Annotated in this window: 10 protein-coding genes and 1 tRNA gene; all 11 read right to left on the bottom strand. The window is 56.7% G+C overall.

The genetic code is table 11. The annotated features are described in order from the left end of the window. Positions 1 to 121 precede the first annotated feature (121 nt). On the bottom strand, positions 122 to 292 hold the full coding sequence (locus H8Z83_RS13605; RefSeq protein ID WP_187015530.1) for a hypothetical protein: 171 nt from the start codon (positions 290 to 292) through the stop codon (positions 122 to 124). Between the two features lie 367 nt (positions 293 to 659). Continuing rightward, positions 660 to 735, bottom strand: a tRNA-Gly gene (locus tag H8Z83_RS13600). Positions 736 to 828: 93 nt separating this feature from the next. Next, positions 829 to 1,554, bottom strand: a complete 726-nt coding sequence (locus tag H8Z83_RS13595) for a hypothetical protein (RefSeq protein WP_187015529.1) — start codon at positions 1,552 to 1,554, stop codon at positions 829 to 831. 25 nt (positions 1,555 to 1,579) lie between these two features. Continuing rightward, positions 1,580 to 2,179 carry a lactate utilization protein gene (locus H8Z83_RS13590; protein WP_187015528.1) on the bottom strand — a complete coding sequence of 200 codons (600 nt, stop codon included), beginning with the start codon at positions 2,177 to 2,179 and terminating at the stop codon, positions 1,580 to 1,582. Positions 2,180 to 2,192: 13 nt separating this feature from the next. After that, the gene (locus tag H8Z83_RS13585) at positions 2,193 to 3,044 is read right to left on the bottom strand and encodes a YitT family protein (protein WP_187015527.1); all 852 of its coding nucleotides are present in this window, start codon (positions 3,042 to 3,044) and stop codon (positions 2,193 to 2,195) included. A gap of 43 nt (positions 3,045 to 3,087) precedes the next feature. Beyond that, the gene (locus H8Z83_RS13580; protein WP_187015526.1) at positions 3,088 to 5,334 is read right to left on the bottom strand and encodes a DNA gyrase subunit A; all 2,247 of its coding nucleotides are present in this window, start codon (positions 5,332 to 5,334) and stop codon (positions 3,088 to 3,090) included. A 743-nt stretch (positions 5,335 to 6,077) separates the two neighbouring features. Beyond that, positions 6,078 to 8,072, bottom strand: coding sequence for a DNA gyrase/topoisomerase IV subunit B (locus H8Z83_RS13575; RefSeq protein ID WP_187015525.1), 1,995 nt, complete (start codon positions 8,070 to 8,072; stop codon positions 6,078 to 6,080). Positions 8,073 to 8,536: 464 nt separating this feature from the next. After that, a complete protein-coding gene (locus tag H8Z83_RS13570; RefSeq protein WP_187015524.1) occupies positions 8,537 to 9,700 on the bottom strand; it encodes a UxaA family hydrolase in 1,164 nt (387 codons plus the stop codon). A 15-nt stretch (positions 9,701 to 9,715) separates the two neighbouring features. Then, complete coding sequence (locus H8Z83_RS13565) at positions 9,716 to 10,006, bottom strand: UxaA family hydrolase (RefSeq protein WP_187015523.1); 291 nt, start codon at positions 10,004 to 10,006, stop codon at positions 9,716 to 9,718. Between the two features lie 37 nt (positions 10,007 to 10,043). Further along, the gene (locus tag H8Z83_RS13560; RefSeq protein ID WP_187015522.1) at positions 10,044 to 11,411 is read right to left on the bottom strand and encodes a GntP family permease; all 1,368 of its coding nucleotides are present in this window, start codon (positions 11,409 to 11,411) and stop codon (positions 10,044 to 10,046) included. 104 nt (positions 11,412 to 11,515) lie between these two features. Then, positions 11,516 to 12,799 carry a nickel pincer cofactor-dependent isomerase, group 22 gene (locus tag H8Z83_RS13555; RefSeq protein ID WP_187015521.1) on the bottom strand — a complete coding sequence of 428 codons (1,284 nt, stop codon included), beginning with the start codon at positions 12,797 to 12,799 and terminating at the stop codon, positions 11,516 to 11,518. Positions 12,800 to 12,830 lie beyond the last annotated feature (31 nt).

Genomic DNA, 12,830 nt, shown 5'->3' with positions numbered 1-12,830 from the left:
ACGAAGCGAAAGCAACATAAGCACCAATGAGACGAAAAAGGCCACCGTCCGCTCCCACATGGGGAGCCGAACGGCGGCCTGCCTTCTTATTCTTCATTCTTTTTTAGCCTCGGTGTTCAAGTCACACCAGTCCATAAGAGCGCTCTGCTGCATCTCTGAAATGTCGCCTCTCGCGTGGAAAAACTGTTTTTCTGAAAAAAGCGTTTTTCCCAACTTTTTCGCCAGCAAAAAGCCTGTAAAGATGCAAAAACGCCGCACTTTCGTGCGGCGTTTTCTGTGTTGCATCTTTCATCAACACATCTTGGAGCGGGCTACGAGGCTCGAACTCGCTTCCCGGCATCCCGCGAATTGCGTTCCGCAATTCGCAGGAACCCTGCCTCGCCTCTGATTAAAATGCGCTTCGCGCATGGGTGTCGGTATCGAGTTCTTTCCGTCTAACGAAAAAAATCAGGGCATCCAAATCGGATGTCCTGATTTACTCTGGAGCGGGCTACGAGGCTCGAACCCGCTTCCCGGCATCCCGCGAATTGTGTTCCGCAATTCGCAGGAACCCTGCCTCACCTCTGATTAAAATGCGCTTCGCGCATGGGTGTCGGTATCGAGTTCTTTTCGTCTAATAAAAAAATCAGGGCATCCAAATCGGATGTCCTGATTTACTCTGGAGCGGGCTACGAGGCTCGAACTCGCTACCTCCACCTTGGCAAGGTGGCGCTCTACCAGATGAGCTAAGCCCGCGGAACAAGAAGTATTATAGCAAGACCTCCCCGTTCTGTCAAGCATTTTTTACATTTTTTTCAATAGTTTTTTCGATGTCTTTCAAAGAGCCTATCACGGCGCCTGTTCTGTTGAAGATGCCTCCGACTGCGCCGCAGACACCTGCTCTGCTTGATACACCTGAATTTCTTCCTCCGTGGGCTTGAGCAGGAATTCAATGATCCCCACCGGGTCGGTTTCCGGATAGTAATGGACGATCCAGACCGCTTCCTCCCGGGTCCCCCGCTCCTGCCGCACCTGCTGAACCTCCTGCGCCACCTTCTCCCGGCTGTCTGCCTGCCAATAGCCCATGCGGACCACCAGTTCCGTCCGGCCACCGTCCAGCGCCGCCTCCAGCAGATCACCAAGCGCACTGACGCTGGAGGCGCTGACGATGGTCTGCATCTGCTCCGCCGTGCGCCGATATCCGATCTGAAGGTCCGCCTCAAAGCAGCTCCGCTGGGGCTGGCTGATATAGGTGATGTACTCCACGGCATAGGCTCCCAGCGGGGTCTCCTGCTGAACCTCCTGTGCCGCCTTTTCCAATTCCTCCAACGCAGTTTGTTCGTCCGGGAAATTATACAGCCGCAGCGACGCGGTTTCTGTGTGCTGACCGATGAGGATCAGCAGATCGTTGACCATATCCTGCCGGTTTTCCGCCCGCAGGGTAGCGGCGGCCTCACTTTCCCAGAACTTGCTGCTGTGAGGCTCTGATGTGGTATAGGAGCGCTCCAGAAGAGAGGCGCAGCCTGTCAGCAGGCCCAGCGCCAGTCCCGCCGCCGCCAGTCGATATACCTTCATTCGCGCCCCTCCTTTTTTAAATCGTTTAATAGCCCAGATCCTGATCGATCAGGACCACTTCCATCTCCATGTTGGCTACGGCCTCCCACAGGACCACCAGGCCCCGGCAGATCCGCTCCGGGCTCTTGCAGTCATAGCAGCGATCTCCATGAACGGCGCAGGGCGTTTTCCGGCCCAGCCGTTGGGCATTCTTCGGCGCAGCAATGTTCCGCGCCCGCCAAAGGGCCTCCTCGTAGGTGGGGGCCAGCTTGTTCCGTCCCACGATGAACCAGACCTTCTTGTGGCCGTACAGGGACGATGCTACCCGGTTGCCGTTGCCGTCGATGTTGATGAGCTCGCCAGTCTCCGCCATGCCGTTGACAGAGGTGATATACATATCCGCCGTCATAGCCTCTCTGCGGGGGTCCTCCGCCGACTCCGGACGCCAGTGCCAGAACACCCGGTTATGTCCGGACAATTTTTCGTAAAGGCCCATCTGCTCCGCCGTGACGGAGCCGCCGATGCCCACAGATACGCCGTCAATGGAGCGATCCAGATAGTCCGCGGCCTCCTCCGCCGTGGCAAACGTACTGACGCGGAACCGCTTGGATTCCAGATTTTTTTTGACCCTTGTAAAATCCGTCATGGAAACTGCCTCCTTATAATTCCTTCTGATACTCGCCGAAGCCCTCGCCCAGCACGTCATGGGCGTCGCAGACGATCAAAAATGCCGCCGGGTCCGCCTCATGGACGATCTCCTTGATCTCCACGATCTCCCGCTGGCGGAAGGCCACCATCAAAACGTGCTTTTCGCTGCCGCTGTACGCGCCGGTGGCATTGAGGATGGTCACGCCCCGGTCATAGGCCAGAATAGCGTCGGAGATCTTCTGCCAGTGATTCGAGATGATGTAGGCCACCTTGGACGCATTCAGGCCGTAGAGCACCGTGTCCATAACCTTGCTGGACACATACAGGGCCACCGCACCATAGAGAGCCGTTTCCAGCCGCTGAAAGGCGATGGCCGTCAATGCCAGTACCACACCATCCGGGATCAGTATCAGCTTGCCCATAGGAAGCCACGGAAATTTCAGCTTCAGCAGGCGGGCCACGATGTCCGTGCCGCCGGTGGTAGCCCCCTGAGAAAAGACGATGCCCAGTCCCGCACCCATCATAGCGCCGCCGCAGATGGAGGCCAGCATGGGATCCATCGGGGAGAATGTATACAAAAGGGCGATGCCGTCCATCGCCAGTGAGCTGACCGTCATGGAAAACAGGGACGAGGCCAGTAGGTGAAAGCCGATGAACTTCCATCCGGCCAGAAACAGCGGGACATTCAGGAGGATCGTGCCGATACCTACGGAAAGAGCCGGGAACAGGACATTCAGCACTTGGGCCAGGCCGGTGATGCCGCCCATACCCACGGCGTTAGCGGCAAAAAACCAGTCGAAGGACAGTGCGAAGATCACAGAGCCCACTGTTATAATGCCATAGCTTCTCAGTTGTTTTTTCAAATGGATTTCTCCCTATCTTTATCTATTCGCCCGGAACATGGCCTTACAGCAGGCTGATCTGCTGATCCTCAGAATCCTCTTCCCTTACCAAAGCGCCGGCGGCGGGAATGGCCCGCACCCGATAGCGGGTCCGGTTGGTAATAGAGGTCTCCTCAGACAACAGCACCGTTTCCAGATGATACTTGGGCTTCAACGTCATCACCGCCACGCCCTGAGCGGAACGGGTGGTCTTGGGAGCCAACAGCGCCGTGTGGAAGATCAGGCAGCGAGGTTCGTTGGAATACACAGCCAGTTCACAGTCCTCATCCAGGCGACGGATGCAGGCCAGGGGCGACTTGTCGGAATAGGCGCCGGTGAGCTTCCGGCGGTTGGAGGCAGTCTGATACGCCTTCATCTCAATCCGGGCCGCCTTGCCGTTCTCATAGAAGAACAGCAGGCTTCCAGCGTAGTCTACCCCCGGCAGCACCATGAAGATCACATTTTCTCCCGCATCCATTTTTAGCTTGGTGGGCAGGTAGTCACCCAGTACGCTGGCCTTGGCGTCATCAAACTCGCCCAGCCGGGTCTTGTAGACCTGACACTGGTCGGTAAAGAACATGGCCTCGGCGTTGGAGGTGGTCTCAAAGCTTTGGCGGAGGGCATCCCCCTCCTTGAACTTCTGCTCACTATTCATCCGCAGAGAGGCGGGGGTGATTTTCTTGAAATACCCCTCACGGGACAGGAACACAGTGACGGGATACTCCTCCTTCTGTTCCTCCTCCGGGGTGTAGCTGGTGATCTCGTGGGGGTAGACGATGGAGGTGCGGCGGGGCTCGCCGTATTTCTTGGCGGCGGCGTTCAGCTCCTCCACGATGACCTTCTTCACCCGCTTAGGGCTGTTCAACAGGTCCTCCAGATCGTCGATCTCATCCCGCAGTGCGTCGGTTTCCCGGGTGCGCTTGAGGATGTATTCCTTGTTGATGTTCCGCAGCTTGATCTCCGCCACATATTCCGCCTGAATCTGGTCGATGCCGAAGCCGATCATCAGATTGGGGATGACCTCGGCTTCCTCCTCCGTCTCCCGGATAATGCGGATGGCCTTGTCAATATCCAGCAGGATGCGCTTCAGGCCCTTCAGCAGGTGCAGCTTTTCCTTCTTCTTGCCCAGCACGAAGAAGATCCGCCGCTTCACACTGTCGGTGCGCCATGCCGTCCATTCCTCTAAAATCTGCCGGACGCCCAGCACCTTGGGGCTGCCGGCGATCAGCACATTGAAGTTGCAGGCAAAGGCGTCTTCCAGCGGCGTCAGCTTATAGAGCTTGGCCATCAGTTTATCAGGGTCCACGCCCCGTTTCAGATCGATGGCCAGCTTCAGGCCGGAGAGGTCGGTCTCATCCCGCATATCCGAGATCTCTTTCGCCTTGCCCGCCTTGATCAGCTCCGCCACCTTGTCCAGAATGGCCTCTACTGTGGTGGAGTAGGGGATCTCGTAAATTTCCAGCAGGTTCTGATCCTTCACATAGCGGTACTTGGCCCGCACCCGGACGCTACCCCGACCCGTATTGTAAATGTCCCGAATGGCATCTGTGTCAAAAATCAGCTCACCGCCGGTGGGAAAATCCGGGGCCAGCAGCGTCTCCGTCAGGTCGCAGTCCGGGTTTTTCAGATAGGCCACCGCGGTATCGCAGACCTCTTTCAGGTTAAAGCCGCAGAACTGGGAGGCCATGCCCACGGCGATGCCGCTGTTGGCGGATACCAGAATATTGGGGAAGGTGGTGGGCAGCAGCGCCGGCTCCTTCATGGTGTTGTCGTAGTTATCCACGAAGTCCACGGTGTCGCTGTCGATGTCCTTGAAGATCTCACCGCAGATGGCGGAGAGCTTCGCCTCCGTATACCGGGGGGCGGCCCAGGACATATCCCTGGAATAGGACTTACCGAAGTTGCCCTTGGAGTCCACAAATGGCGTCAGCAAAGCGCCGTAGCCCTTGGAGAGACGCACCATCGTATCGTAGATGGCGGCATCGCCGTGGGGGTTTAGGCGCATGGTCTGGCCCACGATGTTGGCGGACTTCGTCCTTGCTCCCGTCAGCAGCCCCATTTTATACATGGTGTAGAGCAGCTTGCGGTGAGAGGGCTTGAAGCCGTCGATCTCCGGAATGGCGCGGGAGACGATGACGCTCATGGCGTAGGGCATATAGTTGGTCTCCAGCGTGTCGGTGATGGGCTGCTCCACCACCGCCGCCCGGAGGCCCATGACGTTGGGGTTATTGGCTGGATGCCGGGATCCTTCCGGCTGCTTCTTTTTCGGCATAATAAACGTTCCTTATTTTATCCACAAAAAAGTGGTGTTTTTGCCAGATAAATTGCTGAGCAACACGGCTTTGCCGTGCAGATGTCCCCTGTATGTTCCTTGCTTCACAAAGGAGCGTGGCGTTGCCGCACGGGGGAGCATGGTGATACCATGCAGAATTGAATCCCCATTTTCTTTTCCTCTTGCGGAAAAGAAAACGGCCATTCATGGTCAAAAGAAAAGACGCTGAGGGATGATTTGACACTTCTGTGTCAAATCACCCGAAACGGGGGCTGGCTGTCACGGACTTCCGACCAAATCCGGAAGTCTCCTACCGGCTGCGCTAAACCTGTTCCGTCCGGCATTGCGTCCCCGCACCTGTAGGCACACCGCACATCAGGCTGCAAAACCGAACCGGCGTATTTCTGCTCCCGCGCGTTCCGCTTCGCTACGCGCTGGCTGATTCCGCAAATGAATATCAGCGGCAGCGGAAAGAGGAGCAGGGGGTGTCCTGCCTATGCCCCGGAATTTGATGTTTGATCGTCACGGCGCACAGAGTTAAGCAAGATGTGTACCCCGCCCGTGATTTAGTACGCACTGCTTCATTTGCACAGCAGTTCTCACAGAACCCGTTTCCCCAAACTTGCACGGTGTGCAAGTTTGGTTGATAGCGCTTTTCTTTTCCACCGCTGCGGCGGCGACTTTTCTTTTGACAAGACAAAAGAAAAGTGGGGGCCGCAATCTGGTGCCGCATGGCGGCACAATTATGAAATATCCGCCAGATCCAAAAATCTTGCTCCGTTTTCCGCGATATGGTCCTTCCGGCCCTGGAGGTTATCCCCCAGCAGGAGGTCGAACACCTCCGCCGTCCGCTCCACATCCTCCGGCATGACCCGGATGAGCCGCCGGGTCTCCGGGTTCATGGTGGTGAGCCACATCATGTCGGGGTCGTTCTCACCAAGGCCCTTGGAGCGGTCGATCTTGTACTTCTTCCCCTCCAGAGCTTTGACAATATCCGCCTTCTCCTTGTCGGAATAGGCGAACCACGTCTTATCCCCGCAGTTGATCTCGAAAAGCGGCGTTTCCGCGATATACACATACCCCTGTTGGATCAGGGTAGGGGTCAGGCGGTAGAGCATGGTCAAAATCAGCGTCCGGATCTGGAAGCCGTCCACGTCGCCATCGGTGCAGATGACCACCTTGTTCCACCGGAGGTTGTTCAGATCGAAGGCTGCCAGATCCTTCACGTGCTTGTTCTGGATCTCCACGCCGCAGCCCAGCACACGGATCAGATCTGTGATGATCTCGCTTTTGAAAATGCGGGCGTAGTCCGCTTTCAGGCAGTTCAGGATCTTGCCCCGGACGGGCATGATGCCCTGGTACTCCGCGTCCCGGCTGAGCTTGACGCTGCCCAATGCGGAGTCGCCCTCCACGATATAAATTTCCCGCTTCTCCACATCCTTGGAGCGGCAGTCCACGAATTTCTGGACCCGGTTGGAGATGTCGATATTGCCGGAGAGCTTTTTCTTGATATTCAGCCGCTGCTTCTCCGCACTTTCCCGGCTGCGCTTGTTCACCAGCACCTGCTCAGCGATCTTCTCCGCGTCGAAGTGATTCTCAATGAAGTAAATTTCCAGATTCGTCCGCAGGAACTCCGTCATGGCCTCCTGCACGAACTTGTTGGTGATGGATTTTTTCGTCTGGTTCTCGTAGCTGGTCTGGGTAGAGAAGTTGTTGGAGACGAAGATCAGGCAGTCCTCAATATCCTGCCATGTGATCTTGCTTTCGTTTTTCTGATATTTGTTCTGCTCCCGCAGGTACTTATCTACTGCGGAGACAAAAGCGCTTTTTGTTGCCTTTTCCGGCGCGCCGCCATGCTCCAGCCAGGAGGAGTTGTGGTAGTGCTCGATGACCTGCACCTTGTTGGAAAAGCAGCAGGCGGCAGAGAGCTTCACCTTGTACTCCGGCTTGTCCGCCCGGTCCCGGCCCCGCTTTTCCGCCTGCCAGAACACCGGGGCGGTCAGTGCGCCCTCTCCGGCCAGCTCCGCCACATAGTCCTGGATGCCGTGCTCGTAAACGAAATCCTCCTCAGGCAGAGAGCCGTCCTCCTGCTGATCCCGGAACTTGAAGGTAATCCCCTCATTCACCACTGCTTGACGGCGCAGCACATCCGTGAAGTATTCCGCCGGGATGGCAATGTCGGTAAACACATCCAGATCCGGCAGCCAGCGGGTGCGTGTGCCGGTCTTTTTCACCTGAGACTTGGGCAGGGGCGTCTTTTCCAGCCCTCCCACGATCTCGCCCCGCTCAAAGTGGAGCTTGTACTCAAAGCCGTCCCGCCAGACGGTGACGTCCATGTAGCGGGAGGCGTACTGGGTGGCACAGGCACCCAGACCGTTGAGGCCCAGAGAGTATTCATAGTTGTCACCGGTGAGGTTATCATACTTGCCGCCGGCGTACAGCTCGCAGTACACCAGTTCCCAGTTGTAGCGCTGCTCCTTTTCGTTCCAGTCCACGGGACAGCCCCGGCCCATATCCTCCACCTGAATAGAGCGGTCATTGTACCGCGTCACGGTGATGACCCGGCCGTGGCCCTCCCGGGCCTCGTCGATGGAGTTGGAGAGAATCTCAAAAACCGCGTGTTCGCAGCCGTCCAGACCGTCGGAGCCAAAAATGACACCGGGCCGTTTCCGGACCCGGTCCGCGCCTTTCAGAGACGAGATGCTGTCATTGCCATAATCCTGTTTTTTAGTCGCCATAGTTCCTCCAAGAGGGCATTTCCCCGTTTATCAGGGAACATTCTGCCATTTTCATATTGAGTTGATTATAGCATATCCCCGTCCCGACTGCAAGCATCCCCCGCTGTTCCCCGTTTTTTTGTCAGAAAGAGTGCCGTTTCACCCAGAAAGGTTGTTACGTAACTTTTTATATAACAGCCCGTCACCCCGGATTTTCCCCGGTTCCAAAGGGTTCTTCACATTTTCCACAGTTTTTTCCACATCGTTATGTAACCCTGTTAAAGCGAAAAAAGTTCACAAATTTTACACAGCTTATACAAGGAAGAAGCCCTGATGATATGCCGCCTGTTTGCGGCCGCTTTCTTTCCGCTCTTAAATATTGGGACGGTCTATCCAATTCTCTCTTTGCACAAAAAAGCTCTGACGCGGCATAAAGCCGCGTCAGAGCCGACGATGTACTTTATAGATGTACTTTATAAAACAAATCAGACGTAGTTGCAGATACGGGCAATAGCGGTCTCAACAAAGCCCAGTGCTTCCGCCTTGGTCTGCTTGCCGCAGGCGGTCTCTACCACCATATTCAGCAGATCAGTACCCAGCTGCTCCACCGTCTTCTCCCCGTAGATCAGAGGAGCTGCGCAGAAGTCGATGTTATCTTCCATATTGGCAAAAGTGATCTTATTGCCCGTGACCTTCACCACAGGAGCAATGGGATGGCCCACCGGTGAACCCCGGCCACTGGAGAACACAATGACCTGTGCACCGCCGGCCACCATGGCCGCCACGGAGGCGGGGTCATTGCCCGGCGTGTCCATGATGACCAGGCCCTGCTTGCTCTCGACCTGTTTGGCGTAATCATATACAGCATTGATGGGGCTGTGGCCACCCTTGTGGATGCAGCCCAGAGACTTCTCCTCCAGCGTGGTGATGCCGCCGGCCTTGTTGCCCGGAGAGGGGTTGCCCTGGCGGACATCTTCGCCGACAGCGTGGAAGTGCGCCTCAAAGCGGCTGGTGATCTCATAGATGCGATCGTGGACTTCCTTGTTGATAGCACGGCGGGCCAGAATGTGCTCAGCGCCAATGAACTCGGAGGTCTCGGAGAGAATGCTGGTACCGCCTGCCTGCACCACCAGATCGCTCATAGCGCCGATGGCGGGGTTGGCAGCAAGGCCGCTGGTAGGATCGGAGCCGCCGCATTCCGTGCCGACAATCAGTTCGGACAGGGGGAACTCCTCCTTCTGGAGCATGGAGGCTTCAGCCACCATCTCCTTGGCATAACGAACGGCGATCTCAACAGCCTTGAGGGTTCCGCCCACTTCCTGAATGATGACCTGCTTGAGGGGCTTGTTGGTGCGCTCCTCAATGGCCTTGACCACCAGGTCCATCTGGCAGTTTTCGCAGCCCAGAGACACCACCACAGTACCGTAGATATTGGGGTTGGCGGCATAGCCGGCCATTACATCCATAGTGAACTGCTGGTCAGGGGCCACCTGAGAGCAGCCCTGCTGGTTATTGAAGCTGATAGCGCCCTCGACCTGCTGTGCAATGATGCGGGCCGTGTCTGTGGCGCAAACGCTGGCGGGCAGGATCAGTACTCGGTTACGCACGCCAACCCGTCCGTCAGGACGGCGATATCCGTAAAAAGTCATATTCTGTATCCTCCCTTACTCCATCCCGCGGCGATCTTCTTTCATGCTCTCAACATTGTGAACATGAACATGAGCGCCCTCGGGGATCTGTTCCGTGGCCACACCGATGTGTTCGCCATACTTCACCACAGGCTCACCATTTTCGATGGTCCGGGTAGCCAGCTTATGATAAATGGTAATATCTTCCGTGGCTTTCAGAGATACAGTCTTTCCCTCTTTGAGATAGGTAACGGTATCCCCTGCGGCAATCGGCTCAATGGCAACGGCCACATTGTCTTTGGGGTCAATAATCATTGCATTTTGCATGTATAATTCCTCCTTCATATTATGGGGCCGGGTATGCTTACAGGGGGATCACCAGGGCGCCGATCAGAGCCAGCACGAAAATGCACACAGAGGAGATAAAGGAGCCCAGGGTGTAGGTCTTCAGACCGCCGGTCACGGTCAGGCCGGACATATTGGTGGCCACCCAGAAGCCGGAGTCATTGACATGGCCGATGGAGTTGCCGCCGGACAGGCAGGCCAGCGCGATCCACACGGGATGGCAGCCGATGGCGGGAGCGATGGTTGCCATGATGCCCATAGAGGTCATGCCGGCCACGGTGCCGGAGCCCTGCGCCACACGGAAGATCATGCCAATGAAGTAGGCCAGGAACATGGCAGGGATGACGGAGGTGGTATCGGTGCCCAGCAGGCTCACGATGGCGTTGCCAATGCCGGTGGCGGTGATAACGGAGGAGAAGGAGCCGCCTGCACCGGTGATCAGCAGCACCACGCCGGCACTCTTCAGGGCCTCACCGGCAGACTTCTCCAGATTTTCGCGGCCGATGTAAGGCAGGCTCACCAGATAAGCACCCAGAGTGCCCAGAGTCATGGCAACCAGCTTGTTGCCCAGGAAGCTGCAGATCAGAGGCTCCTCGTCAAACACAGCGGTGCCCAGAGTGCCGAACAGGATGCACACCACGGGGATCACAACAGGCAGCAGCGCCATGCCGAAGGAGGGGCGGGCCTTAGCGTCATTCTGGGCAGCACGGGCAGCCACCAGCTCATTGACAACGTTGGAGCTGTGGTTCACGTCCTTTTCCTCATTCCAAATGCCGCGGTTGTGGATCTTAACATAGATGAAGTCAGACACCAGAACAGTGATAAAACCGACAACCAGACCGACGATCATCATGATGCCCAGATCAAAGCCAAAGATATCGGCAGCAGCCAGAGGGTTGGGCGTGGGAGGCACCACGCAGTGAGCGGTGGTGGCGCCGATGGTCAGGCAGCCGGTGACATAGCACATCTTCATATCGATCTTGGCGGCAATGGTGATGCCGATGGGGATCAGGATAATGAAGGTAACGTCAAAGAACACAGGGATGGACAGCACGAAGCCGGCCAGGCTCAGGCCCCAGATGGAGCGCTTTTCAGGGAAAGCGGAAACCAGCTTGTCGGCGATGATGTCGGCAGCGCCGCTGTCACTCATCAGCTGGCCCAGGATGGTGCCGAAGCCGACAGGCAGGCCGATGCTGGTCATCATGCTGCCGAAGCCGGAGGAGATGGTGTCCATTGTAGTCATCAGGTCGAGGCCGCCGGCCACACCCATGAACAGGCTGGCCAGAACCATGCCGATGGAAGCGTTGAGTTTGAGAACGATGATGCAGAACAGGATGATTGCGATTGCGATCACCAGTGCTACGATCAGCATTGCGGGAGATACCATAGAGTCAGTTCCTTTCTTTTTTTGCGTTTCTTGCACTACTATTTAAAACCAGAGCTTTCCGGCGGTCCGCCTGTTCACGGCAGGCCTCCGGCAGCTCGGATTTTTCAGAACAGGTTGCCGTTTTCGTCAAAGGGCAGGTCATAGGGCTCCGTGAGAACCTCAAAGTTGGGGTTGTTCTCCACCAAAGGCAGCATACCCTCAGAAATCTCGATGACACCGATATGGGCGGTGTTGGGGATGCGGATCATCTTCATGTGGTCATGATCCTCTGCCTCGGGGCAGCACATCAGGGCCAGCTGTAAAGCTTCCCGGTCATTGTCCATGATCATGGGAATCTTCATCAGATGCAGGAAGGTGTTGGTCACGCCGGTGGGATAGGTCATCTCCAGCTTCATCTTGTTGAACAGACGGCGGGTGGTGACCTCCGCCAGGCCGATGCCCTGTGCATTGCCGTGGGTCTCGTCGGTCAGGTCCAGGATGACGCACTTCTCCGCCTGAATACCGCCGGAGCAGTACTTGGGCTGGACAAAGCGGCCGGACACGTTGGGGTCCATGCCGTCGCCGGAGATGTTCTTGCCGATCTTATCCACCACCAGCACGTCGCACTTGTCAAACAGCAGGTGGGCGATGGTCTTGTAGGAGATCTCCTTGAGCTTGGGTTCCTCGCTGATGATCTCCTCCGGGCTCAGGCCCTTGATGAGATAGGTATCATCATAGGCATTTTCAATGATGGCGATGCCGCCCAGAACCGGTGCGTTTTCCAGGATCGTCCGGCCGTACTCCTCCACCAGCTCATGCATGATGGCAGGACTCTGATGATGGATGCTCTCAGCGCCCTTCTGCTTGCCAAGGCCGATGGCCATCATCTTCATCAGGCCGCTTTCATAGGGACCGCGGAAGGAGGTATGGGGCTTGATGCGGTTGAAGAGGATGATGCCGTCCGCCTCAGAGGCGTTCTTGTCCATGAACACCGGCTGGTGACGCATGCCGGAAATGCCGATCTGCACCGTCTCCATGGAACTTTTCACGGGGCAGCCCATGGCTTCCTCAGTGACGCCGTAGTCCTTGAGGATCTGGAGCTGGCCCTCGGCGGTAGCGCCGCCGTGGCTGCCCATAGCCGCCACAATGTAAGGCTCGGCACCCTTGGATTTGACAAAATCCACAATGGCACGGGCCATCACGGCATTGTGATTGATGCCGCGGCTGCCGCAGGTAATGGCGATCTTCTGACCGGGCTGGATCTTGCCGCCGATCTCAGGGCGATCCAGCTCCCGGGTGATGATGCCGGGAATATCGCTCTCAGGGATGCAGGTCTTGTCGAAGTTCTGGCGAACCTTGACCATCTTGGGGATCGGTGTGTCTTTGATCAGGTTGGTAATGGTTTCCATGTCTTGCTCCTCTCTCGCCGCCGCAGGCGGC

Origin of the sequence: Dysosmobacter segnis (assembly GCF_014297285.1) — a bacterium.
Lineage (GTDB): Bacteria > Bacillota > Clostridia > Oscillospirales > Oscillospiraceae > Oscillibacter > Oscillibacter segnis.
The sequence above is the reverse complement of the archived record's forward strand: the minus strand, read 5'-3'. Positions and strand labels throughout refer to the sequence as shown.

Excerpts from the sequence above, each read along its gene's own strand:
- H8Z83_RS13575 (WP_187015525.1), bottom strand. The coding sequence starts at position 8,072 with ATGGCGACTAAAAAACAGGATTATGGCAATGACAGCATCTCGTCTCTG.
- H8Z83_RS13555 (WP_187015521.1), bottom strand. The coding sequence starts at position 12,799 with ATGGAAACCATTACCAACCTGATCAAAGACACACCGATCCCCAAGATG.
- H8Z83_RS13580 (WP_187015526.1), bottom strand. The coding sequence starts at position 5,334 with ATGCCGAAAAAGAAGCAGCCGGAAGGATCCCGGCATCCAGCCAATAAC.
- H8Z83_RS13590 (WP_187015528.1), bottom strand. The coding sequence starts at position 2,179 with ATGACGGATTTTACAAGGGTCAAAAAAAATCTGGAATCCAAGCGGTTC.
- H8Z83_RS13570 (WP_187015524.1), bottom strand. The coding sequence starts at position 9,700 with ATGACTTTTTACGGATATCGCCGTCCTGACGGACGGGTTGGCGTGCGT.
- H8Z83_RS13560 (WP_187015522.1), bottom strand. The coding sequence starts at position 11,411 with ATGGTATCTCCCGCAATGCTGATCGTAGCACTGGTGATCGCAATCGCA.
- H8Z83_RS13565 (WP_187015523.1), bottom strand. The coding sequence starts at position 10,006 with ATGCAAAATGCAATGATTATTGACCCCAAAGACAATGTGGCCGTTGCC.
- H8Z83_RS13595 (WP_187015529.1), bottom strand. The coding sequence starts at position 1,554 with ATGAAGGTATATCGACTGGCGGCGGCGGGACTGGCGCTGGGCCTGCTG.
- H8Z83_RS13605 (WP_187015530.1), bottom strand. The coding sequence starts at position 292 with ATGAAAGATGCAACACAGAAAACGCCGCACGAAAGTGCGGCGTTTTTG.